General features: G+C 72.5%; 23 protein-coding genes. 10 read left to right on the top strand and 13 right to left on the bottom strand.

The window, feature by feature from the left end; translation table 11 throughout:
• The first annotated feature begins 67 nt into the window (after nt 1-67).
• Nucleotides 68-1630 carry an NAD(P)-binding domain-containing protein gene (locus AB0A69_RS28565; RefSeq protein ID WP_361428032.1) on the top strand — a complete coding sequence of 521 codons (1563 nt, stop codon included), beginning with the start codon at nt 68-70 and terminating at the stop codon, nt 1628-1630.
• A 57-nt stretch (nt 1631-1687) separates the two neighbouring features.
• Here AB0A69_RS28565 and fusA read toward each other — a convergent pair whose 3' ends face one another.
• The 9 genes from fusA to AB0A69_RS28520 all read right to left on the bottom strand — a co-directional run bounded on the left by fusA (nt 1688) and on the right by AB0A69_RS28520 (nt 12052).
• Nucleotides 1688-3769, bottom strand: coding sequence for an elongation factor G (gene fusA / locus AB0A69_RS28560; protein ID WP_361428030.1), 2082 nt, complete (start codon nt 3767-3769; stop codon nt 1688-1690).
• A 364-nt stretch (nt 3770-4133) separates the two neighbouring features.
• Entirely contained in the window at nt 4134-4847 is a 714-nt protein-coding gene (locus AB0A69_RS28555) for a restriction endonuclease (protein ID WP_361428028.1), read from the bottom strand.
• Between the two features lie 13 nt (nt 4848-4860).
• Complete coding sequence (locus tag AB0A69_RS28550) at nt 4861-5508, bottom strand: hypothetical protein (RefSeq protein WP_361428026.1); 648 nt, start codon at nt 5506-5508, stop codon at nt 4861-4863.
• A 104-nt stretch (nt 5509-5612) separates the two neighbouring features.
• Nucleotides 5613-6728, bottom strand: coding sequence for an LOG family protein (locus AB0A69_RS28545; RefSeq protein WP_361428024.1), 1116 nt, complete (start codon nt 6726-6728; stop codon nt 5613-5615).
• Between the two features lie 16 nt (nt 6729-6744).
• Nucleotides 6745-7929 carry an alpha/beta hydrolase gene (locus AB0A69_RS28540; protein ID WP_361428022.1) on the bottom strand — a complete coding sequence of 395 codons (1185 nt, stop codon included), beginning with the start codon at nt 7927-7929 and terminating at the stop codon, nt 6745-6747.
• 153 nt (nt 7930-8082) lie between these two features.
• A complete protein-coding gene (locus AB0A69_RS28535; RefSeq protein ID WP_361428020.1) occupies nt 8083-9246 on the bottom strand; it encodes a hypothetical protein in 1164 nt (387 codons plus the stop codon).
• Entirely contained in the window at nt 9228-9962 is a 735-nt protein-coding gene (locus tag AB0A69_RS28530; RefSeq protein WP_361428018.1) for an ATP-binding cassette domain-containing protein, read from the bottom strand. Before AB0A69_RS28530 ends, AB0A69_RS28535 begins: the two co-directional genes overlap by 19 nt.
• 219 nt (nt 9963-10181) lie before the next feature.
• Nucleotides 10182-11561, bottom strand: a complete 1380-nt coding sequence (locus tag AB0A69_RS28525; protein WP_361428016.1) for an aspartate aminotransferase family protein — start codon at nt 11559-11561, stop codon at nt 10182-10184.
• Nucleotides 11546-12052, bottom strand: coding sequence for an Lrp/AsnC family transcriptional regulator (locus AB0A69_RS28520; RefSeq protein WP_355356189.1), 507 nt, complete (start codon nt 12050-12052; stop codon nt 11546-11548). The genes AB0A69_RS28525 and AB0A69_RS28520 overlap by 16 nt, the downstream gene beginning before the upstream one ends.
• A 193-nt stretch (nt 12053-12245) precedes the next feature.
• Here AB0A69_RS28520 and AB0A69_RS28515 point away from each other — a divergent pair, with 193 nt between their 5' ends.
• A complete protein-coding gene (locus tag AB0A69_RS28515; RefSeq protein WP_361428014.1) occupies nt 12246-13682 on the top strand; it encodes a gamma-aminobutyraldehyde dehydrogenase in 1437 nt (478 codons plus the stop codon).
• Between the two features lie 117 nt (nt 13683-13799).
• A complete protein-coding gene (locus tag AB0A69_RS28510; RefSeq protein ID WP_361428012.1) occupies nt 13800-14030 on the top strand; it encodes a hypothetical protein in 231 nt (76 codons plus the stop codon).
• Between the two features lie 115 nt (nt 14031-14145).
• Here AB0A69_RS28510 and AB0A69_RS28505 read toward each other — a convergent pair whose 3' ends face one another.
• Nucleotides 14146-16083, bottom strand: a complete 1938-nt coding sequence (locus tag AB0A69_RS28505; RefSeq protein WP_361428010.1) for a serine/threonine-protein kinase — start codon at nt 16081-16083, stop codon at nt 14146-14148.
• Nucleotides 16084-16162: 79 nt separating this feature from the next.
• On the opposite strand from AB0A69_RS28505, the gene AB0A69_RS28500 reads away from it, so the two are divergent.
• On the top strand, nt 16163-16699 hold the full coding sequence (locus AB0A69_RS28500; protein ID WP_361428009.1) for a hypothetical protein: 537 nt from the start codon (nt 16163-16165) through the stop codon (nt 16697-16699).
• Between the two features lie 8 nt (nt 16700-16707).
• Here the strand turns inward: AB0A69_RS28500 and AB0A69_RS28495 are convergent, their stop codons facing one another.
• Both AB0A69_RS28495 and AB0A69_RS28490 read right to left on the bottom strand, forming a co-directional pair.
• Nucleotides 16708-17397, bottom strand: a complete 690-nt coding sequence (locus AB0A69_RS28495) for a glycerophosphodiester phosphodiesterase (RefSeq protein ID WP_361428158.1) — start codon at nt 17395-17397, stop codon at nt 16708-16710.
• Nucleotides 17397-18422 (bottom strand): adenosine deaminase, encoded by a 1026-nt coding sequence (locus AB0A69_RS28490; RefSeq protein ID WP_361428007.1) that lies wholly within the window; start codon nt 18420-18422, stop codon nt 17397-17399. Before AB0A69_RS28490 ends, AB0A69_RS28495 begins: the two co-directional genes overlap by 1 nt.
• A gap of 85 nt (nt 18423-18507) precedes the next feature.
• On the opposite strand from AB0A69_RS28490, the gene AB0A69_RS28485 reads away from it, so the two are divergent.
• Complete coding sequence (locus tag AB0A69_RS28485; protein ID WP_361428005.1) at nt 18508-19134, top strand: DUF4190 domain-containing protein; 627 nt, start codon at nt 18508-18510, stop codon at nt 19132-19134.
• Between the two features lie 38 nt (nt 19135-19172).
• On the opposite strand, the gene AB0A69_RS28480 is transcribed toward AB0A69_RS28485, so the two are convergent.
• Nucleotides 19173-19727, bottom strand: coding sequence for an NADAR family protein (locus tag AB0A69_RS28480; RefSeq protein WP_361428003.1), 555 nt, complete (start codon nt 19725-19727; stop codon nt 19173-19175).
• A gap of 175 nt (nt 19728-19902) precedes the next feature.
• On the opposite strand from AB0A69_RS28480, the gene AB0A69_RS28475 reads away from it, so the two are divergent.
• Genes AB0A69_RS28475 through AB0A69_RS28455 form a run of 5 tightly spaced genes read left to right on the top strand, consistent with a single transcriptional unit; the run spans nt 19903 to nt 25617 of the window.
• Nucleotides 19903-21417: a gamma-aminobutyraldehyde dehydrogenase gene (locus tag AB0A69_RS28475; RefSeq protein ID WP_361428001.1), complete on the top strand. Its 1515-nt coding sequence runs from the start codon at nt 19903-19905 to the stop codon at nt 21415-21417.
• 33 nt (nt 21418-21450) lie between these two features.
• Nucleotides 21451-22698 (top strand): spermidine/putrescine ABC transporter substrate-binding protein, encoded by a 1248-nt coding sequence (locus AB0A69_RS28470; protein WP_361427999.1) that lies wholly within the window; start codon nt 21451-21453, stop codon nt 22696-22698.
• 47 nt (nt 22699-22745) lie between these two features.
• Entirely contained in the window at nt 22746-23900 is a 1155-nt protein-coding gene (locus tag AB0A69_RS28465; RefSeq protein WP_361427997.1) for an ABC transporter ATP-binding protein, read from the top strand.
• The gene (locus tag AB0A69_RS28460; protein WP_361427995.1) at nt 23897-24823 is read left to right on the top strand and encodes an ABC transporter permease; all 927 of its coding nucleotides are present in this window, start codon (nt 23897-23899) and stop codon (nt 24821-24823) included. Before AB0A69_RS28465 ends, AB0A69_RS28460 begins: the two co-directional genes overlap by 4 nt.
• Nucleotides 24823-25617 (top strand): ABC transporter permease, encoded by a 795-nt coding sequence (locus tag AB0A69_RS28455; protein ID WP_361427993.1) that lies wholly within the window; start codon nt 24823-24825, stop codon nt 25615-25617. Before AB0A69_RS28460 ends, AB0A69_RS28455 begins: the two co-directional genes overlap by 1 nt.
• Nucleotides 25618-25630: the final 13 nt, after the last annotated feature.

Below are 25630 nucleotides of genomic sequence, written 5' to 3'. Positions count from 1 at the left end.
GCGGCCGCCGCCGGGTGATGATGGCGGCACCATGCGATCCGGAGCGCGGCGGAGGGGGCAGGCGCCGATGGTGACAGCGGACGGGAAAGACGGGACGGGCGAGCACCACCGCTACGTGGTGCTCGGTGCGGGGCCGGCGGGGCTACAGCTCGGGTGCTTCCTGACGGCGGCCGGCGCCGATCACGTCGTACTGGAACGGGAGGACGCGCCCGGCGGCTTCTTCCGGCGCTACCCCCGCCACCGGCGGCTGATCTCCCTCAACAAGGTGCACACCATCGAGGAGGACCCGGAGATCCGGCTCCGCTGGGACTGGAACTCGCTGCTGTCGCCCACCGCGCGGCCGCTGTTCCCCGACTACAGCGGCGACTGGTTCCCGCACGCCGACACCATGACCGCGTACCTGGAGGACTTCCAGCGTGCCCACGTCCCGCACGTACGCTTCGGGGCCGACGTCACGGAGATCCGCCGCGACGGCGGCGGCTTCCGCCTGACCACCGCCGACGGACGCCTCTTCACCTGCGACTGCCTGATCGTCGCCACCGGGTGGGGCGGCCCGTACGTCCCCGCCGTCAAGGGGATCGAGTACGCGCAGGGCTACGAGTCCGCGCCCCTCGACCCCGAGGCGTACCGGGGCAAGCGCGTCCTGATCATCGGCAAGGGCAACTCCGCCTTCGAGACCGCGACCCCGCTCCTCGACCACGCGGCCCTCGTCCACCTCGCCTCCCCGCACCCGACGCGCCTGGCCTGGCACAGCAAGCACCCCGGCGACGTACGCGGACAGTACGGCGCGCTGCTCGACAGCTACTGGTTCAAGACCCTGCACGGGGTCCTGGAGTGCGAGATCGACGAGATACGCCCGGCCGGCGACGCCTACCGGGTCGACATCACCTACACCCTCGCCGAGGGGGAGCGGGAGTCGCTGGAGTACGACACCGTCATCCGGTGCACCGGCTTCCGGATGGACGACACGCCCTTCGGCGAGGACTGCCGCCCGGAGCTCGTGGCGTCGGGGCGCTTTCCCGCGACCGGGCCGGACTGGCAGTCGGCCAACGTCGACGGGCTCTACTTCGCCGGCACCCTCGCCCAGGCCCGCGACACCAAGCACGCCGCCTCGCCCTTCATCGACGGCTTCCGCTACAACCTGCGCACCCTGGCACGCCTCCTCGCCGAGCGGTACGACGGTCGCCCGCTGGAGTACGCCGTCGTCGACGCAGGCCCCGACCGCCTCGCCGACACGATGCTGGACCGCGTCAACTGGTCCTCGGCGCTGTGGACCCAGTTCGAGTACCTGGTCGACGTGTTCGTCCTCGACACCGCTGACGGGCGCGTCCTCGTACGGCACTACGAGGACCTGCCCGAGGACTACGCGGTGGCCCGCTTCGGCGACCGGGAGCACTTCTACACCCTGGGCCTGCGCTGGGGCCGCCAGGAGCACGCCGACATCTTCGCCATCCGCCGCAGCCCCGTGCCCGAGCGGGCCCACGAATCGGCGTTCCTCCACCCGGTGATCCGCCGCTACCGGCACGGCGAGATCGCCGCCGAGCGCCACCTGCTGGAGGACCTGCGCGCCCAGTGGCGCCGCCCCGACCGGCACGTGGAGCCGCTGCGGGCCTTCCTGCGGGAGCGGTAGGTCGAACGTGGGGAGGCGGCCCCGCCCGGCAGGGGGGCGGGGCCGCCCGCGGATCACCTAGCCGCGGGACGCCGCCTTCGGCACCTGCTCCGACACCCCCGCCGGTACGGGCGCGTACCCGGCCGGCCGCGTGGTGAAGGTGCCGCGGCCCTGGGTGCGGCCCCGCAGCCGGGACGCGTAACCGAACAGCTCCGCCAGCGGCACGGTCGCCGTGAGCACGGCCGTACCGGCCCGGGTGGTGGAGCCCGACACCCGGCCGCGGCGTGCCGCCAGGTCGCCGAGCACACCGCCCACGGCGTCGTCGGGCACGGTCACCGTGACCTCGACGACCGGCTCGAGCAGCGTCACCACGCTCGCGCGCAGCGCCTCACGCAGCGCCAGCCGGCCGGCGGTGCGGAAGGCCGTCTCGGACGAGTCCTTGACGTGCGTGGCCCCGTCGGTCAGGGTCACCCGCACCCCGGTCACCGGATGGCCGCCCAGCGGCCCCTCGGCCAGGGCGTCCCGGCAGCCGGCCTCCACGGCCCGCACGTACTCCTGCGGTACGCGCCCGCCCACGACGGCCGACCGGAAGACGAAGTCCTCGTCCCCGCTCTCGTGCTCGCCGTCCGCCGGTTCGACGTCCAGGACGACATGGGCGAACTGGCCCGCGCCGCCGTCCTGTTTGACGTGCCGGTACGTCAGCCCGGACACCCCGCGCACGACCGTCTCCCGATAGGCCACGCGCGGCCGGCCGACCCGGACCTCCAGGCCGTGGGCCCGGCGGACCTTCTCCACCGCCACCTCCAGGTGCAGTTCGCCCATCCCCGACAGCACCGTCTGACCCGTCTCCGGGTCGGTCCGCACCGTCAGCGACGGGTCCTCCTCGACCAGCCGGGCCAGCGCCGTCGCCAGCCGGTCGGTGTCCAGGCCGCGGCGGGGCTCCACCGCCACCGACACGACCGGGTCAGTCACCGTGGGCGGCTCCAGGACCAGGGGGTCGCCGGGCGCGCACAGGGTGGTCCCGGCGCGGGCGCCCTTCAGCCCCACCACCGCGACGATGTCCCCGGCCGACGCCCGGTCCACCTCCGCGTGCCGGTCGGCCTGGACGCGCAGGATCCGGCCGATCCGCTCCGTACGGCCCGTGCCCATGTCCAGCACCGCATCCCCCTTCCGTACCGTGCCCGCGTACACGCGCAGGCAGGACAGCCGGCCGGTGGCGGTCGCCTGCACCTTGAAGACCAGCGCGGCGAAGGGCGCCCCGGGGTCGGCGGGCCGCTCCCGCACCGCGCCGTCCAGCGTGCCGCGCACCGGCGGGACGTCCGCGGGCGACGGGAGGTAGGCCACGACGGCGTCCAGCAGCGGCTCGACCCCGCAGTCGCGGTACGCCGCACCGCAGAGCACCACCACGCCCTCGCCACCGAGGGTCAGGTCGCGCAGCGCCGCGGCGAGCGTCCCGTCCGAGACCCCGGACCCGGTGCAGAACTCCTCCAGCGCCACCGGATGGAGCTCCGCCACGGCCTCCTCCAGCAGCCGGCGGCGCCGGTACGCCTCGTCGCGGAGCGCGTCGGGGACCGGGCCTTCCGCGTACGAGCCGGCGCCTTCCCCTTCCCAGAGCAGCGCGCGCATGCGGACCAGGTCCACCACGCCCGTGAAACCGCCCTCGCGGCCGATCGGCAGCTGGACCACCAGGGGGACCGCGCCCAGCCGCTCCCGCAGGGAGGCGACCGCCGTGTCGAGGTCGGCGCCGGCGCGGTCGAGCTTGTTGACGAAGGCGATCCGCGGCACGCCGTGCCGGTCGGCCTGGCGCCACACCGCCTCGCTCTGCGGCTCGACGCCCGCGACGGCGTCGAACACCACGACCGCTCCGTCGAGGACCCGCAGCGATCTGGCCACCTCGTCGGAGAAGTCGACGTGGCCGGGTGTGTCGATGAGGTTGATCCGGTGACCGTCCCAGACGCAGCCGACCGCCGCGGCGAAGATGGTGATCCCCCGGTCGCGTTCCTGCGGGTCGAAGTCCGTGACGGTCGTCCCGTCGTGGACCTCGCCGCGTTTGTGGGTGGCGCCGGTGGCGTACAGGATCCGTTCGGTGAGGGTGGTCTTCCCGGCGTCGACGTGGGCGAGGATGCCGAGGTTGCGTACGGTACGCATGAGCGTGCGCATGGCCTGGGGCCTTTCGGGTGATCGCGAACAGGGCGGCGCGATTCCCGGGACGGGCGGACCGGGGCACGCCGACGCGGGCGTGCGTCGGCGTGCGGCGGCGAGGGTGAGGTGTCAGATGCTCGTCACGGGCATCCGGTGGCGGCCGCGCAGCCGCCACCGGGCCCACGAGGACACCGGGATCACGTCGTACCGCGACCGGGGAACGGCGACGGCGGTGTGGTCACGCACGTCGGGCTCCCTTCGATGTCCGGTCGGCTCGATGGCCGGTTGGCGCGCCGCGATCGTGTGGCGGCGCGTCAGCGAGAGTAGCGAGCCGGGTGGGCCCGGGGCACCGGATTTTCCGGCGCGGCTCTTTCCGCGGGGTTCACCGGCCGGGGGACCACGGAGCGGGGCCCGTGCCCTCCGTCCAGGCGTCGAGCGCCGCGCGGTCGCAGCAGACGATGCCGCACTGGGCGGCGTACTCCGCAGCCGGTTCGGTGAAGTCGCTGCTCGTCACGAGGGCGGCGACGTCGGCTTCGTGCACTGCGAAGCAGGTGCCGCCGAAGCGCTGGAGGTCCTGGGAGCCGACCTTGTTGCCCGGGCCGTAGTGCTTGCACTGGAGCACCACGCGCCGCCCGTCGGGCGCGGTGGCGACCACGTCGGCGCCGAGGTCGCCCGCGCCGCCGACGACTTCGACGTCGACGCAGCCGTCCCGGGCGCAGAGCTCCGCCACGGCCAGCTCGAACGCGTTCGGGTCCATGGCGTCGTAGTCGACGGGGTCCGCGGGAGCCTTCGCGGCGGCGGCCCGGCGGCGGTGGCGCGCCGCGGCCCGGACCAGGACCGCGGCGACCGCCACCAGGCCGAGGGCCGCGAGGACGGCGCCCGGCACGCCCGACGCGTCGTCGGCGGCGGCGCGGGCGATGGTCGCGGTGCCGCAGAGGACGATGCCCACCAGCCCGGCGGCCAGCACGACGTCACGCAGCCGGAGGCGCGGGCGCCGGGAAGGGGCACCGGGGCGGGCGGCGGCCCCGGTGCCCGTGGAAGCCGGGCCCGTGGAGGCCGGGCCCGTGGAGGCCGGCGGGCGAGTGGAGGTCGTCACAGCGGCCTTCCGCTCAGGACCGCGACAGGCGCGGGCGCGGCACATGGCGGCCGCCGCGCGCCTCCGGGTGCCGGTGGGGCGTCCGGCGCCCCTCGGCTATCAGCTCGTCGAAGAGCCGACGGGCTTCGAGCAGTTCGGTACGCAGCTGCTCCGTGCCGGTACTGGCGCTGGTACCGGCGCCGACGTCGTCCGCTGCGCCCGTGGCCCGGCCGCGTACGCGGCGGTAGGCGTCGACGCTTCCGGCGTGGTGCACCGACAGGGCGGCCACCTGCTCGTCGTGGGCGTGGTCGGCGGCGGCGGGGAAGCCGCGCTCCTGCGCCAGGCCGTCCAGCAGCGCGCCCGCCTCCACGACCGCTTCGCGCGGCGCGTCCACGAACCGCTTCTGCAGCGCCTCCCAGCGCTCGGTGTACCGCTCGCGCGCCTCGGGCGCGAGCGGCTGGAGCCGCAGGCGGCCGTACCGCTCGACCCGTCCGGCGAGCTCCCGCTCGGCGGCCTCGGTGTCGCCGCCGTGGCGGGCGACGGCCAGGTCGTACTCGGGCCCGAACCGCCGCTTCAGCGCGGGGCCGTCGAGCCCGCGTGACCGGCTCTTCCAGAAGTACAACGCCGCGCCCGCGAGGGCCACCAACACGACGAGGGCGACGACGATCAGGACAGTGGACATTGACTGCCTTCCTCGATCCGCTTGTGCCCAAAGGCTGTTGGTCTCGCAGGTTGCCCCGATTCCGCCCCCGAAACGGCGCCCGGCCCACCGCCTCCCGTGTGCTCCTACGCGGCCGTCAGCCGCGCCAGCGCCTCCGGGGCCTCGTCCACCGTGTCCACCAGCGCGATCCGCGCCTCCATCGAACGCTCGGCGGCCAGTGCCCGCAGCAGGGGCCAGGCCGGCAGGTGGTCCGTCCAGTGCGTGCGGTTCACCAGCACCATGGGGGTCGGCTCCCCGCGCGACTCGTAGTAGTTGGGGGTCGTGTTGTCGAAGATCTCCTGCACGGTGCCCGCCGCGCCGGGCAGGAAGACGACGCCCGCGGTGCAGCGGGCCAGCAGGCCGTCCTCACGCGTGGCGTTGGAGAAGTACTTGGCGATGTGCGCGGCGAACGCGTTCGGCGGCTCGTGCCCGTAGAACCACGTCGGGATGCCCACCGAGTCGCCGCCCCCGGGCCGGCGCGACCGCACCTCGAACGCCGCGCGCGCCCAGTCGCCCACCGACGCGCCGTACGACGGCTCCTTGCCGAGGAGCAGCAGCGCCTCCTCCAGCATCGCGTCCTCGAAGGGGGCGGCGTACGCGCCCAGGTTGGCCGCCTCCATCGCGCCGGGCCCGCCGCCGGTCGCGACCGTCAGCCCGGTGCGGGCGAGGGTGCGGCCGAGGCGCGCGGCACCGGCGTACGCGTCGGTGCCGCGCGCCATGGCGTGGCCGCCCATCACGCCGACGACCCGCGCCCCGGCGAGGTGCTCGTCGAGCGCGTCGGAGACCGAGTCGTCGTGCACGGCGCGCAGCATCGAGGCGAAGACGTCCCCGTCCGCCTTGGTCCGCTGGAACCACGCGTACGCGCGGGCGTCGGCCGTCGCCTCGTACCCGTCGCCGTCGAGGCCGGCGTACAGCTCGTCGGGGGAGTACAGCAAGCCGCGGTAGGGGTCGAACGGCAGGTCCGGTACGGGCGGGAAGACGAGCGCCCCCTCGGCGCGCACCTTCGCCGCCGCGTCCGGCTCCATCGGGCAGCCGAGGAATATCGCGCCGGTCACCGGGGTGGCGAGCAGCGCGGACGTACGGTCCGTCAGGTCGACGGACTGGACGCGGTATCCCACGAGACCGCCGCGCGCGACGACCTCGTCGAACTCCCGCAGGGTCTCGATCTCACGGTCGTGGCCGTGCCGGTGAGTGTGTGCCATGCGGCCACGATAGGCGTCACCGAGCCGGTCGGCCGGACCTGTGGAAAACCACCTCCGGGTGCTCCGCCGACGGGCCGTCCAGCAGGGACTGCGCCGCGCCCTTGAGGTGGAGGTCGAAGAAGGCCGCCACGTAGCGGCGGGTGATCGCCTGCGAGCGGTCGCCCGACAGCGGCTCGTCCGGCGGGAGGAGGCCCAGCTGGTCGGCGAGCACCGGTACGTCGGTGAACGTGAAGTGCCCCGAGCCGGTCACCGACAGCCAGCGCTTCCAGCCGTCGAGGCGCGGCCAGTTCTCGGCCCACGAGCCGTGGTCCTCGTCGGTGCCCAGCACCATGAAGGGCCGGCCGCCGAGACCGTCGTCGGGCACCGCGCCGTAGAAGCCGCCGTCCAGGTTGGCCCCCGCCCGTACGCGCGGGTCGCGCGCCATGGTGGCGGCGGCGGAGGCGCCGCCGATGGAGTGGCCCGCCATGCCGATCCTGGTGCGGTCGATCAGACGCGCGTGCCGCCACGTCGGATGCCGGCCGGTGAGCCGGTCGATCAGGAAGGAGACGTCCAGGGCGCGGGCGCGCGGAACCGCCTCCATCCCGACCTCCCGCACCTTGGCGCAGGCGACGCAGGTGAGGAGCCGGCCGCCGGGGAACGCGGTGCCCCACGACTCGTAGGCGTGGTCGACGGCGGCGACGACGTACCCCCGGCTCGCCAGGTCCTCGGCGAGCAGCGTGAGGGTCGCGCGGTTCACGGTGAAGCCGGGCGACAGGACGACGAGCGGGAAGGTGCCGCGAGCCGGGGCCGCGCCCGGGCGGGCGTGCGTACGGGTGCCGGCGAGCGTCTCGGCGGACACCGTGCCGGTCAGCTTCCGGTCCTCCAGGAAGGCCCGCGCCTCCTCGGTGGTCATGTACGGCGCCGTCCGGCCGTGTCCGGGGCGGGCCGGGTAGTACAGCGAGACCATCAGTTCCCGCGCCCCGGCCTCCGGGATCCACGGGTCCGGGCGGCCGGAGTCCACCAGGTGCAGGGTGTCGCGCCCCACGGCCAGCGGCCCGGTGGGGCGGGGCAGTTCGAGGCGTACACGCTCGCCCACGGCGGGCGAGGCGACGGCGTGGGGCGGCGTGGCGGGCGCGGGTAACGCCTGGGCCGTGCCGGCGCCGAGGGCGAGGAGGGACAGGCCGATCAGGGCGGCGGTGGCGCCGCGGGGCAGTCGGTTCATGCGGATCACGCTAGGCAGCGGGTGCTGCGGCCGCCTCCTCCCGCGAGCCCGTCCCTCGGTCCGTCCTGGGGCGGACCGCAGGCCCCCCGTCGTTCCGGGGACGGACGGCCCCCTACGTCCGGGGGGCGGGGGGAGGCACCGGAGCCGAGCGCCTCACCGGCGCAGCGGGAGCGCCGCCAGCTCCGCGACGGCCCAGGTCAGTGGCGCGAACACCACCAGCAGCACCAGGGCGCGCAGGCCCGCGGCCATGCGCAGCAGGGCGCGCGAGGCACCCAGGCGCAGCAGCGCGTCCTTGGTGTCGACACGGGTCTGGCGGGACTCCAGCGCCGCCGTGAGCAGGGTGGCCGCGGTGCAGCCGAGGACGAGGCTCGCGCCCAGTCCGGTCAGCGGGCCGAAGGGGCGCACGCCCCCGTCGCCGTACAGCATCGTCGCGGTGAGGGTGGCGGACGCCACGGCGCAGGCCACGCCCAGCGGCCGCCCGATGCGCCGCGCCTCCGCCATCAGGGCCCGCCCGGCCAGCAGTCGCGTGGCGCCCGGCCGCAGCGCCTGCAGGGCCCGCCCGCACAGGTGGGCGACGCCCGGCCCGGTGAGGGCCAGGCCCACGGCGGTGAGCACCCACCCGGCCAGCACGCCGCGGGGAGGCACCGCCGCCTCGGCGGAGGCGCCGCGCGCCGCGTAGGTCCCGAGGGCGAGGCCGACCGCCATCAGGGCCACGCCCCACGGCAGGTCGGCCGGGGTGGTCAGGGGGCGGCGCGCGGCCGGCTCCTCGCGCTCCCGCGGGGCGGCCCCGTCCCGGGGGAGGGGCGTGCGGCGCGGGCGCAGCACCAGGGCCGCCGCCGTGGAGGCGGTCAGCGGGACGAGGGCGAGCAGGGTGAGCGCGCCCGCCAGGGGCAGCGGCTGCCCGGCCGCCAGCAGCTCGGACGCCGCCCCGTCGAACGGCAGGCCCGTGAGGTCGCCGCGCAGGTGCAGGAAGACCAGCAGGGCGACCGCCGAGCCGAGCGCGCTGGACACGGCGGTCGACGCGGCGGCGAGCGCGGTCATGCGCGCGGGGCCGAGCCCGATCGCCGACAGGCCCGGGCGCGGCCGCGTACCGGGGTCCGTACGGGCCACGGCGACGGCGAGGTGCACGGTCGCCGCCAGCGGCAGCGCGCACCACAGCAGGCGCCGCAGGGCGGCGGCGGACTCGCCGGGGTGGCCGACGGCGTACCCCAGCGCGCACAGCAGCAGGAAGCCGACCCCGGCCGAGGCGGCCGCGACGAGCAGCCTGCGGAGCAGGACCAGGGGGTGGGCGCCCAGGGCTAGACGGAGAGCGAGCACGCGTCGCGCCCCTCCGCGTCGTGGAGCCGTACGGCGTCGGCGTTGACGCGCCGCCCGTCGAGGAGGTGGAGGGTGCGGTCGGCGACGGCGGCCACGTCCGCGTCGTGCGTGGCGAGGATCACGGTGATCCGGTGCGAGCGGGCGGCGGCGGTCAGCGTCCGCAGTACCTGCGCCCGGTCGGCGCGGTGCAACGGGGCGGTGGGCTCGTCGGCGAAGAGCAGCGTCGGCATGGGCACCAGGGCGCGGGCGACGGCGACGCGCTGGCGCTGTGCCTGGGTCAGCGCGGTGGGGCGCTTGCGGGCGCAGTCGCCGATGTCGAGCCGCTCCAGCCACTCCATGGCGGCGGCCTTGGCGGCGCGGTGCGAGGAGCCGCGCAGCAGCAGCGGCAGGGCGGCGTTCTCCCAGGCCCGCAGCTCGGGGAGGAGGGTGGGGTGCGGGTCGATCCAGCCGAGCCGGTCGCGGCGCAGCCGCTCGCGCTGGAGGGCGTTCATGGTGTGGACGGGGGTGCTGTTGAACCAGACCTCGCCGTCCTGGGGGACGAGCTGGCCGGAGAGGCAGCGCAGCAGTGTCGTTTTGCCACACCCCCGGGGGCCCGTCACGGCGAGGATCTCGCCCTCGCGGACACCGAGCGAGACACCGCTGAGGGCGGGGGAGCCGCTGTGGGTGTGGTGGAGGGAACGTGCCCAGAGCACGTCGTTGTCCGGCGGGGCCACCATGGCGTACACCTCGGTCTCAGCTCGTATCGGATTCCCCCGTACGGGGGAACGAAGGTCAGGCCGATCGGTCACTGCGCACCGTAGGAATACATGACCGGGCGTACGAAAAGCACACGGCCCGGGTCGCCCACATCACTCGGATGGGGCAGACCCGGGCCGCGTTCAGCCTACGGTCGGACGATCAAGGACCGTGAGGGCGGTCCCGGAACGTTTCTTCGATCAGAGCTTCGTCCAGGCCTCGGTGAGGGTGGCCCGGAGGATCTGCTCGATCTCGTCGAACGTGGACTGGTTCGAGATCAGCGGCGGAGCCAGCTGGATGACCGGGTCGCCACGGTCGTCGGCACGGCAGTACAGACCGTTGTCGAACAGCGCCTTGGAGAGGAAGCCGTACAGGACGCGCTCGGTCTCGTCGTCGTTGAACGACTCCTTGGTGACCTTGTCCTTGACGAGCTCGATGCCGTAGAAGAAGCCGTTGCCGCGGACGTCGCCGACGATCGGCAGGTCGTGCAGCTTCTGCAGGGTCGACAGGAAGTTGCCCTCGTTGTCGAGCACGTGCTGGTTCAGCTTCTCGCTCTCGAAGATGTCGAGGTTGGCGAGGCCGACGGCCGCGGAGACCGGGTGGCCGCCGAAGGTGTAGCCGTGCAGGAAGGTGTTGTCGCCCTTGTAGAACGGCTCGGCCAGGCGGTCCGACACGATGCAGGCACCGATCGGGGAGTAGCCCGAGGTCATGCCCTTGGCGCAGGTGATCATGTCCGGCACGTAGCCGAACTTGTCACAGGCGAAGGTCGTGCCGAGGCGGCCGAAGGCGCAGATGACCTCGTCGGAGACGAGCAGCACGTCGTACTGGTCGCAGATCTCGCGGACCCGCTGGAAGTACCCGGGCGGCGGCGGGAAGCAGCCACCGGCGTTCTGCACCGGCTCCAGGAAGACGGCCGCGACGGTGTCGGGGCCCTCGAAGAGGATCTGCTGCTCGATCTGGTCGGCGGCCCAGCGGCCGAAGGCCTCCGGGTCGTCACCGAAGAGCGGCGCGCGGTAGATGTTGGTGTTCGGCACCTTGTGCGCGCCGGGGACCAGCGGCTCGAAGGGGGCCTTCAGGCCGGGCAGGCCGGTGATCGACAGGGCGCCCTGCGGGGTGCCGTGGTAGGCGACCGCGCGGGAGATGACCTTGTACTTGGTGGGCTTGCCGACCAGCTTGAAGTACTGCTTGGCGAGCTTCCAGGCGGTCTCGACCGCCTCGCCGCCACCGGTGGTGAAGAAGACCTTGTTGAGGTCGCCCGGGGCTTCGTTGGCGAGGCGCTCGGCCAGCTCGACGGCCTTCGGGTGGGCGTAGGACCACACCGGGAAGAAGGCGAGCTCCTGGGCCTGCTTGGCGGCGACCTCGGCGAGCTCCTTGCGGCCGTGGCCGGCCTGGACCACGAACAGGCCGGCGAGGCCGTCGAGGTAGCGCTTGCCCTTGTCGTCGTAGATGTAGGTGCCCTCACCGCGGACGATGGTGGGGACGGGGCTGTTCTCGTACGACGACATGCGGGTGAAGTGCATCCACAGGTGGTCGTAGGCGGTCTTGGAGAGGTCCTTGCTCACGGCTATCGGGTTCCCCACATATAGGTCTGCTTCTTGAGCTTGAGGTAGACGAAGCTCTCGGTGGAGCGCACGCCGGGGAGTGTGCGGATGCGCCGGTTGATCACATCCAGCAGGTGGTCGTCGTCCTCACAGACGATCTCCACCATGAGGTCGAACGAGCCCGCGGTCATCACCACGTACTCGCACTCGGCCATGGCCGTCACGGCGTCCGCGACCTGCTCCACGTCGCCCTCGACGTTGATGCCGACCATCGCCTGCCGCCGGAAGCCCACGGTGAGCGGGTCGGTGACGGCGACGATCTGCATGACGCCTTGGTCGAGGAGCTTCTGGACGCGCTGGCGCACGGCCGCCTCGGAGAGGCCCACGGCCTTGCCGATGGCGGCGTACGGACGGCGTCCGTCCTCCTGGAGCTGTTCGATGATCGCCAGGGACACGGCATCGATCGCGGGGGACGATCCATTCCCGGTCCTGGTCTCTGCGCTTCGACTGGCCACGCATCCACTGTGCACCGAGTCTCGTCACTCGCGCAAGCCGAGAACGAGGAAATTCGTTGTTCCGGTGATCGAATACCACTGAATCCGAAGTTCTGGGGCGTCGGGCCTGTCGAAACCGTCACCGCAGCGACTAGGGTGGGCCTGTCCACTACTTGGACTTCGGACATTGAGTCACCGAGCACCACGAGATCGACAGGAGGGGTGGCAAGTGACCACCGAGCTGCGTCGTCTGCGCAACTACATCAACGGGGAGTTCCGGGACGCCGCCGACGGACGGACCATCGACGTGGTCAACCCGGCCACGGGCGAGGTGTACGCCACTTCCCCGCTGTCCGGGCAGGCCGACGTCGACGCCGCCATGGAGGCCGCCGCGGCCGCCTTCCCCGCCTGGCGGGACACCACGCCGGCGGAGCGCCAGAAGGTCCTCCTCAAGATCGCGGACGCCTTCGAGGAGCGCGCCGAGGACCTCATCGCCGCCGAGTCCGAGAACACGGGCAAGCCCCTCGCGCTCACCCGCACCGAAGAGGTGCCCCCGATGGTGGACCAGATCCGGTTCTTCGCCGGCGCCGCCCGCCTGCTGGAGGGCAAGTCCGCCGGCGAGTACATGGAGGGCATGACCTCCATCATCCGGCGCGAGCCGGTCGGCGTCTGCGCCCAGGTCGCGCCGTGGAACTACCCGATGATGATGGCCGTCTGGAAGTTCGCCCCGGCCCTCGCCGCGGGCAACACCGTCGTCCTCAAGCCGTCGGACACCACTCCGGCGTCCACCGTGCTGATGGCCGAGATCATCGGCTCGATCGTCCCCAAGGGCGTCTTCAACGTCATCTGCGGCGACCGCGACACCGGCCGCGCCATGGTCGAGCACCCGACCCCCGCGATGGCCTCCATCACCGGCTCCGTACGCGCCGGCATGCAGGTCGCCGAGTCCGCCGCCAAGGACGTCAAGCGCGTCCACCTGGAGCTGGGCGGCAAGGCGCCGGTCGTCGTCTTCGAGGACACCGACATCGCCAAGGCCGTCGAGGACATCGCGGTCGCGGGCTTCTTCAACGCCGGCCAGGACTGCACCGCGGCCACGCGCGTGCTCGTCCAGGAGTCCATCCACGACGAGTTCGTCGCCGCGCTCGCCAAGGCCGCCGCCGAGACGAAGACCGGCCAGCCGGACGACGAGGACGTGCTGTACGGCCCGCTCAACAACGCCAACCAGCTGAAGCAGGTCAGCGGCTTCATCGAGCGCCTCCCCGCCCACGCCAAGGTCGAGGCGGGCGGCCACCGGGTCGGCGACAAGGGCTACTTCTACGCCCCGACCGTCGTCTCCGGCCTCAAGCAGGACGACGAGATCATCCAGAACGAGGTCTTCGGTCCGGTCATCACCGTCCAGTCCTTCACGGACGAGGAGCAGGCCGTCGCGTACGCGAACGGCGTCGAGTACGCCCTCGCCTCCTCCGTTTGGACCAAGGACCACGCCCGCGCCATGCGCCTGTCGAAGAACCTGGACTTCGGCTGCGTCTGGATCAACACCCACATCCCGCTGGTCGCGGAGATGCCGCACGGCGGCTTCAAGAAGTCGGGTTACGGCAAGGACCTGTCGTCGTACGGCTTCGAGGACTACACGCGCATCAAGCACGTGATGACCTCGCTGGGCTGATCCCCTCGGGGATGCCGTCGCGGGCGGGCGGGCCGGGTTTCCCGGTCCGCCCGTCGGCGTTTTTCCGGCCCGCGTTCTCCGGCGTATGGGCGTCTCCCGTGCGGGTACTCGCGGACCATGAACGACAAGACGCCCGACAGGACACCGGACAAGACGCCGCAGGAACGCGCCCGCGAGCGGGCGGAGAAGGAGCCCGGGGCCCACTCGGGCGCCGAGCGCCAGGCGGGCCGCCGCACCGTCCCCGGTACGGCGAGCGCCGCGGAGGGCTTCCGCCCCGGTGAGGGCACGGGCGGCGGCGAGCCGCTCAAGGGGGTAGAGGCGGACGAGGACGACGCCCACGGCCAGTAGGCGACCCCCGGGCCGTCGAGAGCGACGTTTACGGTCAATGGGCGTCCCCGGGCCGTCGAGCACCACGCCCACGGTCAGTAGGCGCGCCCCGGGCCGTCGTGGCGAATGCCCGCGGTCACCGGGCGACCCCCGGGCCGCCGGTAGCGGTCGGGACGCGCTTGAGCTCCTCCCGGCCGACGCCCCCCGGCGCCTCCGGACGGCTCACGTAGAGCTTCCCGTCGTCCGCCGGGGTGAGCACCATCGACCCCTGCTCGCGGCAGCCGCCCTTGGCCGGGAGGAGCGGCCCGGTGACGAGCCGGTCGCCCTGCGCGCCGGATAGCTCGCCCTTCCACTGGCAGCCCTCCGCCGAACCCAAGCGGTCCAGCGTGACGGCCTGAGTGCCGACGGCGCCCTGCTCGATCGTGAACCGCAGGCGCTTGTCGGCGGGCGTGGTCGTCAGGTCCCAGGTGCCCAGGAACCGCGCGGGCACGGCGGTGTCGCCCGTTTCGGCCGGGCGGAGCGTCGTCGACTTTCCCCCCACCTGCCACAGCAGTGTGCCGTCCGGCTGCGCCTTGAGAGTCTGCTCGGCGGCCGGCTCGTCGCAGTCCTTCGTGTCCTCCGGTACGTGCCGGACCCGGGTGCCCGCACCCAGGACGATCTTCTCGCGACCGGCGGACACCAGCGGTACGCGGTCCTCGCACAGGGCGTGGGGCAGGGTGTACGTGACCGTGGCGACCGTCTCGTTCTTCTGCCCCTGGACGATGTCGAGGCGCCCCGCGAACTCGCTCTTGGTCCCGGACCCCATCGTGCCCTCCCAGGAGCCGAGATAGGCGCCGGGTACGGCGCCCACCGGCTCCTTGATCTCGGGCTCCTCCTCCTCGCCGACGAGCACACCGATGATCACCAGCAGCACGATGACCGCCAGAGGCAGCCCGAACACGATGCCCAGAACGATCAGCGTCACCCGGCCGCCGCTCATCGGCGGCCGGGTGGCCGGGGGCGGGGTGGGCTGGTGCGGGTACGGATACGGGCCGGGCCCGGGGGGCGGGGTCGGGAACGCCGTGGGACCGTACGGCCCCGGGTGCGGCGGCGGCGTCGGCTGCTGCGGCACCTGCCGGAGCGCCGGCGCCGGGGCGGGCCCCGGCACGACGGTGGCCGCCGCCGAGGCGGGCGCCTCCGCGTCCAGCAGCCGCGCCGCCCGCTGCCCGAGCTGCGCGAGCAGCGCGCCCGGCAGCCAGGCCCCGGCGGGCTCGGCGTCCCGCGTGGCCTCGATCAGCTCCGCGACGGAGGGCCGCCCGGCCGGGTCCTTGATCAGACAGGCCCGGACGAGCCCGGCGAGCCTCGGCGGCACACCCGTCAGGTCCGGCTCCTCCTGCACGATCCGGTACATCACGCTGTGCACGCCGCTGTCGAGGCTGCCGAACGGCGTCCGCCCCGTCGCCGCGTACGCGAGCACCGCACCCAGGCAGAACACGTCCGACGCCGGGGTGATGGCCCCGCCGCGCACCTGCTCCGGCGCCATGAAACCGGGCGAGCCGACGACCGCGCCGGTACGGGTCCTGACGTCACCGGCGGCGCTGTGCGCGTCCAGCGCGCGGGCGATGCCGAAGTCGATCACCCGAGGACCGTCCACGGTCACCAGGATGTTGGAGGGCTTCAGGTCGCGGTGCACCAGGCCCACGGAGTGGATGGCCCCCAGCGCCTGGGACAGCCCGCTCGCCAGGGCGCGTACCGACTCCTCGGGCAGCGGCCCGTGGTCCTTGCCGACGACCTCCGAGAGGGAGGGGCCCGGGATGTACCCGGTCGCCACCCAGGGCATCGCGGCCCCGGTGTCGGCGTCGAGAACCGGTGCCGTCCACCGCCCGCCGACCCGCCGCGCCGCGTCGACCTCCTGGGCGAACCGCTGCCGGAACTCACCGTCCTGCGAGAGCTGACGGAGGATCAGCTTCACGGCGACGGTCCGGCCGCCCTCGCTGCGCGCGAGGTAGACACGGCCCATCCCGCCCTCTCCCAGGCGTCCGAGAAGGCGGTACGGGCCTATCCAGGCCGGGTCTTCAGCGGTGATCGGTTGCACGCTCGGATCTTCGCACAGCGGCGCCCCGAGTGCCGGGGGTGGGGTAAAGGCCGCGTAAACACCGGCGTACGCTGCGGACATGAGCGAGACCCGCGCCCTTCTGCGGCGTATACGCATGTGGTTGGTGTTCTTCATCGTCTGTCTGGTGCTGAGCGGTCTGACGGCCTTTCCGCTCGTCACCGAGCTGCACCTCGCCGAGAGCGCCCTGAACGGCTGGGCGTCACCCGTCGCCGACACCTTCCCCGGTCTGGCGGAGTGGATCGGGCGCGTCCGCGCCGGCCTCGACACCGCCGACCAGCGCTACCCCTTCCTCCTCTACGGGACCGACTGGCTCGCCTTCGCGCACCTCGTCATCGCGGTCGCCTTCTACGGGCCCTACCGCGACCCCGTACGCAACATCTGGGTCATCGAGTTCGGCATGATCGCCTGCGCCGGGATCGTCCCGCTGGCGCTGATCTGCGGACCCATCCGCGACATCCCCTTCTGGTGGTCGGTGATCGACATGTCCTTCGGGGTCTTCGGCGTCATCCCGCTGCTGATCGTCCACCGCATGATCAAGCGCCTGGAATCGCTGACGGAACCGGTCGGCGGGGCGCGCCGCGCGCTCCCCGTCTGAGACGACCGCTACCGGCCGCGCAGGACCGAGGTGAGCGTGTCCACCCGGTTGGTGGTGATCGAGTCGACCCCGCACGCGACCAGCCGGCGCATGGTCCTGCGGGTGTCGGCCGTCCACGCCGAGACGAGCAGCCCGTCGCGGTGGACGCGCTCGGTCAGCGCGGGACTGACCAGCCCGAAGCGGTAGTTGAGCCAGCGCGGCGCCACCGCGTCGAGCAGGACGGGGCGCGGCGGGGCCAGCGTCGTCCAGGTCAGCGCGATCTCGGCGGCCGGGTCGGCCGCCCGTACCGGCAGCATCGCGGCGGAGCCGGCGCAGTAGTACACGCGCTCGGCCGCGCCGCAGTCGTGCACGGTCCCGACGATGGTCCGCACCGCCGCGTCCGTGGCGCCGGGCAGGTCGATCATCACCCGGTGCCCGCCGCCGATCGCGTCCAGCGCCTCCACCAGCGTCGGCACGCCCTCCGAGCCGGTCAGCTCGCGCACCTCGGCGAGGGTGAGCCGGTCCAGCCGCCGGTCGACGCCCCACAGCCGCTTCAGCGTGTCGTCGTGGAGCAGCACCGGGACGCCGTCGCGGGTGAGCCGTACGTCGATCTCGACGGCGTCCGCGCCGCGCGCGAGCGCCGAACGGATCGACGCCGTCGTGTTCTCGCGGACGCGGTACGGGTCGCCCCGGTGCGCGACGACGGTGACCGGGGGCATCAGCGGGCGAGCCACGCGGCGGTGTAGTCGTCGATCTCGGCGGCGATTCTCGCCTTGCCGGCGGCGTCCAGGAAGGACGCCTCGACGGCGTTCTTGGCGAGCTCGGCGATGCCGCGCTCGTCCAGCTCCAGCAGCCGGGCGGCGACCGCGTACTCGTTGTTGAGGTCGGTGCCGAACATCGGCGGGTCGTCGGAGTTGACGGTGACCAGCACCCCGGCGGCGACCATCTCCTTGATCGGGTGCTGCTCGATGTCCGTGACCGCGCGGGTGGCGATGTTCGAGGTCGGGCAGACCTCCAGCGGGATGCGGTGCTCCGCGAGGTACGCCAGCAGCTCCGGGTCCCGCGGCGCGCTGGTGCCGTGGCCGATGCGCTCGGCGCGCAGCTCGCGCAGCGCGTCCCAGATGGTCTGGGGCCCGGTCGTCTCGCCCGCGTGCGGCACCGAGTGCAGGCCGGCCGCGATGGCCCGGTCGAAGTACGGCTTGAACTGCGGGCGCCCCACGCCGATCTCCGGGCCGCCCAGCCCGAACGACACCAGGCCCTCCGGGCGCAGGTCGACCGCGAGCCGCGTGGTCTCCTCGGCGGCCTCCAGACCGGCCTCGCCGGGGATGTCGAAGCACCAGCGCAGGATGACCCCGAGGTCGCTCTCGGCCGCGAGGCGGGCGTCCTCGATGGCCGCCATGAACGCCTTCTCGTCGATGCCGCGCCGCGTCGAGCTGAACGGCGTGACCGTCAGCTCGGCGTACCGGATGTTCTGCCGGGCCATGTCGCGGGCGACTTCGTAGGTGAGCAGCCGGACGTCCTCCGGCGTCCTGATCAGGTCCACCACCGACAGGTACACCTCGATGAAGTGCGCGAAGTCGGTGAAGACGAAATAGTCGACGAGCGCCTCGGGGTCCGTCGGTACCTTGGAGTCGGGGTGCCGGGCGGCCAGTTCGGCGACGATGCGGGGGGAGGCGGAGCCGACGTGGTGGACGTGGAGCTCGGCCTTGGGCAGCCCCGCGATGAAGGGGTGCGGATCGGTCATCGGGGCCTCCTGGGTGCGCGGCCGGGCTGGTCAGGGATCATCGTAGGGCGGTCGTTAGCATGGCGGGACACGATGGGGGAGGCCCATGCCAGAGAACAGCGAAGCGAACGATCCCTGGGCTCCGCCGGAGGGCAGGCCGCCCCAGGACCGGGTCGAGCCGGTCAAGCCGCCGGCGGTCCACGAGCAGCCGACGGTGACGTCCATGCCGGCGGGCGGGGACATACCGCCGCCACCGATAGCCCCCGGCGGGCCCGCCCAGCCGGCCCCGGGGCCGTACGGCTACCCGGCGCCCGCCTCGGCCCCGACGTCCCCCGGTGGCTACGGCTACCCGACCCAGCCCTACCCGGCCCCCGCCGCCTACCCGCCCCCGTCCTACGGCCGCCACACCGGCTGGACGCCCGCCCCGGCCAACGGCCTGGGCATCGCGGCGATGGTCCTCGGCATCGTCGCCGTCGTCGGGTTCTGCTTCTACGGACTCGGCATCATCCCGGGCGTCCTGGCGCTGATCTTCGGCATCATCGGCCGCAAGCGCGTGCAGCGCGGCGAGGCCACGAACAGTGAGATGGCGACGGCGGGCATCATCCTCGGCGCGATCGGCATGGTGATCAGCGCGGCGTTCCTGGCGTTCATCATCTGGGCGATCGTCGAGAGCGAGAGCTCTCGGGACGACCGCGACCCCTTCGCCACGTCGCTGGTCGTCTCCCGCGACTGACCTCCGGCCGTACGGCGGGGCCTCGCGGCGCGGGTCCGTCAGGCCCCCGCCGCGCGGAGCGTCGTACGCGCCTGCATCAGCGCGAACCCCAGGAGGTTGAGGCCCCGCCACTTCGCGGGGTTCGAGGCGTCGGGGTCCGTGGCGGCGAGGCCGATGCCCCAGACGCGGTCCAGCGGGCTGGCCTCCACCAGGACGCGGGTGTTCGTGGAGAGCAGGTACTCCCGCAGCTCGGGGTGCTGCCCGAACTTGTGCGCGCTGCCCGCGACCACGATGGCGAACCGCTCCCGCTCCCATATCGCCTCGTCGAAGCCCCGCACCAGCCGCCCCGCCTTTTTCGCGGCCGCCGGGCTGCGCGCCTCCACGGCGGCCCGCTCGGCGTCCGCGTCCCCGAAGAGCCTCGCCTTCTCGGCCATCATCCAGTGCTCGGCCGTCGCGTACCGCACGCCGTCGACGGTGAACGGCGCCGGCCACCACTGGCTCAGGCAGCTCGCGCCGATCGTGCCGTCGGGCCTCGGCCGGTGGCCCCAGAAGTGCAGGTACTTCACCGGCTTACCCCGGTTGACCTGTGCCAACAGGTCTTCGATCTTCTCCATGCACGGGAGTCTGACAGCCGCCACGGACACTCCGTACCGGGTTTCCCGCGCCCACGCGACACATGGTCGACCGATTCCGTCGCGTAACCAAAAGGCAACAACGGAATCCCTTGTTGGGTAGGCGTGCCTCTGTCAGGATCGGCACTCAATTCGAGCCGGGACAACGGAGAGCGTCATGGGCAACCGCTTCCAGGTGAAGGACGTGCGGGACCGCTTCGCGGTCGGCGCGCAGTACATCGGCGGGCGAGCGCGGGCCGGGACCTCCGGGCGTACGCACACCGTCGTGGACCCCGCGACGGGCGAGGACGTCCTCACCTACGAGCTCGCCGGGACGGCCGACGTGGACGCGGCCGTCGCCGCCGCGCGTGAGGCGTTCCCCGGCTGGGCGGGCGTCACTCCGGGCGAGCGGTCCGAGGCGATGCACCGCTTCGCGGGCGTACTCGCCGAGCGCGCCGAGGAGTTCGCGCAGGCGGAGTCGCTGCAGTGCGGCAAGCCCATCAAGCTGACGCGGGAGTTCGACGTGCCCGGCACCGTCGACAACACCGCCTTCTTCGCGGGCGCGGCCCGCCACCTCCAGGGCCAGTCGGCGGGCGAGTACAGCGGCGACCACACCTCGTACGTCCGCCGGGAGCCCATCGGCGTCGTCGGCTCCATCGCGCCGTGGAACTACCCGCTCCAGATGGCCGCCTGGAAGGTCCTGCCGGCCATCGCCGCGGGCAACACCATCGTGCTGAAGCCCGCCGAGCTGACCCCGCTGACCTCGCTGATGTTCGCGCGGGCGGCCACGGACGCGGGCATCCCGGACGGTGTCGTCAACATCGTCACCGGGGCGGGGAAGGAGGCGGGCGAGCACCTCGTCGGGCACCCGGATGTGGCGATGACCTCGTTCACCGGCTCCACCGCCGTCGGCAGGCGTGTCGCCGAGATCGCCACCGCCACCGTCAAGCGCCTCCACCTCGAACTCGGCGGCAAGGCGCCCTTCGTCGTCTTCGACGACGCCGACCTGGAGGCAGCCGTCCACGGCGCGGTCGCCGGCGCGCTCATCAACACCGGCCAGGACTGCACGGCCGCCACCCGCGCCTACGTGCAGCGCCCGCTGTACGACGCCTTCGTGGAGCAGGTCGCCGACCTGATGGCGACCGTACGCCTCGGCGACCCGTTCGAGGAGAGCACCGACCTCGGGCCGCTCATCAGCCACGCCCAGCGCGACCGCGTCGCCGCCTTCGTGGACCGGGCCCGCGCGTACGCCACCGTCGTCACCGGCGGCGTGGCGCCCCACAACGACGGCGCCTACTACCGGCCGACGCTCATCACCGGGGCTCCGCAGGACAGCGAGATCGTCCAGGCCGAGATCTTCGGCCCGGTGCTGGTCGTGCTGCCCTTCGACGGCGACGAGGAGGGCATCCGGCTGGCCAACGACACGCCGTACGGCCTCGCCGCCTCCGCCTGGACCCGCGACGTCTACCGCGCCGGTCTCGCCACCCGCGCGATCAAGGCGGGCTGCGTCTGGGTCAACGACCACATCCCGATCATCAGCGAGATGCCGCACGGGGGCTACAAGGCATCCGGCTTCGGAAAGGACATGTCAACCTACTCCTTCGAGGAGTACACGCAGGTCAAGCACGTGATGTACGACAACACGGCGGTCGCCCGGAAGGACTGGCACCGCACGATCTTCGGGGACCGATAGCCCGTAACGGCCCGCACCGAAAGGCAACAGCGCATGGAGCAGTACGAGCCCGACAGCCTCTCCGCGGCACAACTCGCCGCGATGCGGCGCAGTCTGACGAACGGCAGAGGAGCCCTCACCCGCCGTTCGATGCTGCGCGCCTCGGGCGTCGGTGCGCTCACGCTCGGCGGACTCACCGGCCTGACCGCCTGTGGCATCCCACCCGCCAAGCGCGAGGGCGAAGGTCCCGCCTCCACCGACTTCTCGGCGAAGGAGAAGCAGCTCGCCTTCTCCAACTGGACGCAGTACATCGACATCAGCGAGGACGAGAAGCACCGCCCCACCCTGGAGGCGTTCACCAAGCGCACCGGGATCACGGTCAAGTACACCGAGGACATCAACGACAACGTCGAGTTCTTCGGCAAGGTCAAGCCGCAGCTCGCCGCCGGCCAGGACACCGGCCGCGACCTGATCTGCGTCACCGACTGGCTCGCCGCCCGCATCATCCGCCTCGGCTGGGCCCAGAAGCTCGACCCGGCGAACCTCCCCAACGCGTACACGAACCTGTCGAGCCAGTTCCGCCGCCCCGACTGGGACCCCGGCCGCGCCCACTCGTACCCCTGGACCGGCATCTCCACGGTCATCGCGTACAACACGAAGGCCACCGGCGGCCGCACGGTCGACTCCGTCACCCAGCTGCTCGACGACCCCAAGCTCAAGGGGCGGGTGGCGTTCCTGTCCGAGATGCGCGACTCGATCGGCATGACGCTCCTCGACATGGGCAAGGACCCCGGGACGTTCACCGACGCGGACTTCGACGTCGCCGTCGGCCGCCTCCAGAAGGGCGTGGACACCCAGCAGATCCGCCGCTTCACCGGCAACGACTACACCGGCGACCTCAACAAGGGCGACATCGCCGCCTGCCTCGCCTGGGCCGGCGACGTCATCCAGCTCCAGGCCGACAACCCCGACATCAAGTTCGCGATCCCGGCGGCCGGCTACATGACCTCCACCGACAACCTCCTGGTCCCGGCGAACGCCCGGCACAAGACCAACGCCGAGAAGCTCATCGACTACTACTACGAGCTTCCGAACGCCGCGCAGCTCGCCGCGTACATCAACTACGTCTGCCCGGTCGAGGGCGTACGCGACGAGCTGGCGAAGATCGACCCCGAGCTGGCGTCGAACACCCTGATCGTCCCGGACAAGGCGATGGCCGCGAAGTCCCGCGCCTTCCGCTCCCTCAGCGGTGAGGAAGAGACGGCGTACGAGGAGAAGTTCGCCAAGCTCATCGGTGCCTGAGCCCACCACCCTCGTCCGACCTCGACACCCCCTGGGGACCGCAACCCATGACTGACAGCACGAACACCACCGGCGGCGACGTCCGCCTCTCCGGGATCAGCAAGACGTACGGCTCCTTCACCGCCGTCCACCCCCTCGACCTCACCGTCCCGCAGGGCTCCTTCTTCGCCCTCCTCGGCGCCTCCGGCTGCGGCAAGACGACCACCCTGCGCATGATCGCCGGCCTGGAGGAGCCCACCACGGGCACCGTCCACCTCGGCGACACGGACGTCACCGACCTGCCCCCGTACAAGCGGCCCGTCAACACCGTCTTCCAGAGCTACGCCCTCTTCCCGCACCTGAGCATCTACGAGAACGTCGCCTTCGGGCTGCGCCGCCGCGGCGTGAAGTCCGTGAAGAAGCAGGTCGACGAGATGCTGGAGCTCGTCCAGCTCGGCGACAAGGCCGGGCACAAGCCGCACCAGCTCTCCGGTGGCCAGCAGCAGCGCGTCGCCGTCGCCCGCGCGCTCATCAACCACCCGCAGGTCCTCCTCCTCGACGAGCCGCTCGGCGCCCTCGACCTCAAGCTGCGCCGCCAGATGCAGCTGGAGCTCAAGCGGATCCAGACCGAGGTCGGCATCACCTTCGTCCACGTCACGCACGACCAGGAGGAGGCCATGACCATGGCCGACACGGTCGCGGTGATGAACGGCGGACGCGTCGAGCAGCTCGGCGCCCCCGCCGACCTCTACGAGAACCCGCGCACCACCTTCGTCGCCAACTTCCTCGGCACCTCCAACCTCATCGAGGCCGAGGTCGTCGAGGCCGCCTCCGACCTCGCGGTCACCGCCGGCGGCGCCACGCTGCGGCTGCCCGCCGACCGGTGCTCCGCCCCCACCGCGACCGGCGGGAAGCTGCTCGTCGGCATCCGCCCGGAGAAGATCTCGCTCGCTCACGCCGACGACGCGAGCGCGATCGCCACCGGACGCAACAGGGTCACCGGCCGGATCGTCGCCACCTCCTTCATCGGCGTCTCCACGCAGTACGTCGTGGACGGCCCGGCCGGCCGGGGCCTCCAGGTGTACGAGCAGAACATCGAGCGCGACTCCCGGCTGGCGCCGGGCGCCGAGGTCGTCCTGCACTGGAACCCGGCCCACACCTTCGGCCTGGACGCGGCACAGGACATCGACGCGGGCGTGGAAAAGGTGGAGGACGCCGCGTGACGACCACGGAAGCACCACCCGTCGCCGCCGCAGGGAAGCCGGCGGTACGGAAGCCGGCCGCCCGCAAGCGGCTCGTCCCGTACTGGCTGCTGCTGCCCGGCATCCTCTGGCTGCTCGTCTTCTTCGCGCTGCCGATGGTCTACCAGGCCTCCACCTCCGTGCAGACCGGCTCCCTGGAGAAGGGGTTCGAGGTCACCTGGCACTTCCGGACGTACTGGGAGGCCTTCACCGAGTACTGGCCGCAGTTCGTGCGGTCCCTGCTGTACGCCGGTACCGCGACCTTCCTGTGCCTGCTGCTCGGCTACCCGCTCGCGTACCTCATCGCCTTCAAGGCGGGCCGCTGGCGCAACCTGCTGCTCGTCCTCGTCATCGCGCCGTTCTTCACCAGCTTCCTCATCCGGACGCTGGCGTGGAAGACGATCCTCGCGGACGGCGGCGCGGTCGTCGGCGCGCTCGACGCGCTGCACGTCCTCGACGTGACCAACTGGCTCGGCTGGACCCAGGGCGACCGGGTCCTCGCCACGCCCATGGCGGTCGTCTGCGGCCTGACGTACAACTTCCTGCCCTTCATGATCCTGCCGCTCTACACCTCGCTGGAGCGCATCGACGGCCGGCTGCACGAGGCCGCCAAGGACCTGTACGCGTCGCCCGCCACCACCTTCCGCAAGGTGACCTTCCCGCTGTCCATGCCCGGCGTCGTCTCCGGCACGCTGCTCACCTTCATCCCGGCCAGCGGTGACTACGTCAACGCCGAGCTGCTCGGCTCCACCGACACCAAGATGGTCGGCAACGTCATCCAGTCGCAGTTCCTGCGGGTGCTCGACTACCCGACGGCGGCCGCGCTGTCCTTCATCCTGATGGCGATCGTGCTGATCATGGTCACCGTCTACATCCGCCGGGCCGGAACGGAGGACCTGGTCTGATGCGCTGGCTCCGCAAGAACCTCGTCGTCATCGCGGGTCTGCTGACCCTCGCCTACATGATCCTGCCGAACGTCGTCGTGATGGTGTTCTCCTTCAACGACCCGGCGGGGCGCTTCAACTACACCTGGCGGGAGTTCTCCACCCAGGCGTGGCGCGACCCGTGCGGCGTCGCCGACCTGTGCGGCTCGCTCGCGCTCTCCCTCCAGATCGCCGCCTGGGCCATGCTCGGCGCCACCGTCCTCGGCACGATGATCGCCTTCGCGCTGGTCCGCTACCGCTTCCGGGCGCGCGGCGCGATCAACTCGCTGATCTTCCTGCCGATGGCGATGCCCGAGGTCGTCATGGCCGCCTCCCTGCTGACGCTCTTCCTCAACATGAACGCCGACCTGGGCTTCTGGACGGTGCTCATCGCGCACATCATGTTCTGCCTGAGCTTCGTCGTGACGGCGGTCAAGGCACGCGTGATGTCGATGGACCCGCGCCTGGAGGAGGCCGCCCGCGACCTGTACGCCGGTCCCGTGCAGACCTTCCTGCGGGTCACGCTGCCCATCGCCGCACCCGGCATCGCGGCCGGCGCGCTGCTCGCCTTCGCGCTCTCGTTCGACGACTTCATCATCACCAACTTCAACGCGGGCTCGACCGTGACCTTCCCCATGTTCGTGTGGGGCTCGGCGCAGCGCGGCACGCCCGTACAGATCAACGTCATCGGCACGGCGATGTTCGTCATCGCCGTCCTGGTGGTCCTCGCCGGACAGGTCGCGGCCAACCGGCGGAAGCGCACCGCACAACCCTAGAAACCTGAGGGAG

The organism is Streptomyces sp. NPDC045431, assembly GCF_040646655.1.
Taxonomy (GTDB): Bacteria; Actinomycetota; Actinomycetes; order Streptomycetales; family Streptomycetaceae; genus Streptomyces.
This window is presented reverse-complemented; position numbering and strand designations above follow the sequence as displayed.

What these genes read in the sequence shown, in the direction of transcription:
- AB0A69_RS28565 (WP_361428032.1), top strand. Translation starts at nt 68, where the DNA reads ATGGTGACAGCGGACGGGAAAGACGGGACGGGCGAGCACCACCGCTAC.
- fusA (WP_361428030.1), bottom strand. Translation starts at nt 3,769, where the DNA reads ATGCGCACGCTCATGCGTACCGTACGCAACCTCGGCATCCTCGCCCAC.
- AB0A69_RS28550 (WP_361428026.1), bottom strand. Translation starts at nt 5,508, where the DNA reads ATGTCCACTGTCCTGATCGTCGTCGCCCTCGTCGTGTTGGTGGCCCTC.
- AB0A69_RS28545 (WP_361428024.1), bottom strand. Translation starts at nt 6,728, where the DNA reads ATGGCACACACTCACCGGCACGGCCACGACCGTGAGATCGAGACCCTG.
- AB0A69_RS28540 (WP_361428022.1), bottom strand. Translation starts at nt 7,929, where the DNA reads ATGAACCGACTGCCCCGCGGCGCCACCGCCGCCCTGATCGGCCTGTCC.
- AB0A69_RS28530 (WP_361428018.1), bottom strand. Translation starts at nt 9,962, where the DNA reads ATGGTGGCCCCGCCGGACAACGACGTGCTCTGGGCACGTTCCCTCCAC.
- AB0A69_RS28510 (WP_361428012.1), top strand. Translation starts at nt 13,800, where the DNA reads ATGAACGACAAGACGCCCGACAGGACACCGGACAAGACGCCGCAGGAA.
- AB0A69_RS28500 (WP_361428009.1), top strand. Translation starts at nt 16,163, where the DNA reads ATGAGCGAGACCCGCGCCCTTCTGCGGCGTATACGCATGTGGTTGGTG.
- AB0A69_RS28495 (WP_361428158.1), bottom strand. Translation starts at nt 17,397, where the DNA reads ATGCCCCCGGTCACCGTCGTCGCGCACCGGGGCGACCCGTACCGCGTC.
- AB0A69_RS28490 (WP_361428007.1), bottom strand. Translation starts at nt 18,422, where the DNA reads ATGACCGATCCGCACCCCTTCATCGCGGGGCTGCCCAAGGCCGAGCTC.
- AB0A69_RS28485 (WP_361428005.1), top strand. Translation starts at nt 18,508, where the DNA reads ATGCCAGAGAACAGCGAAGCGAACGATCCCTGGGCTCCGCCGGAGGGC.
- AB0A69_RS28480 (WP_361428003.1), bottom strand. Translation starts at nt 19,727, where the DNA reads ATGGAGAAGATCGAAGACCTGTTGGCACAGGTCAACCGGGGTAAGCCG.
- AB0A69_RS28475 (WP_361428001.1), top strand. Translation starts at nt 19,903, where the DNA reads ATGGGCAACCGCTTCCAGGTGAAGGACGTGCGGGACCGCTTCGCGGTC.
- AB0A69_RS28470 (WP_361427999.1), top strand. Translation starts at nt 21,451, where the DNA reads ATGGAGCAGTACGAGCCCGACAGCCTCTCCGCGGCACAACTCGCCGCG.
- AB0A69_RS28465 (WP_361427997.1), top strand. Translation starts at nt 22,746, where the DNA reads ATGACTGACAGCACGAACACCACCGGCGGCGACGTCCGCCTCTCCGGG.
- AB0A69_RS28455 (WP_361427993.1), top strand. Translation starts at nt 24,823, where the DNA reads ATGCGCTGGCTCCGCAAGAACCTCGTCGTCATCGCGGGTCTGCTGACC.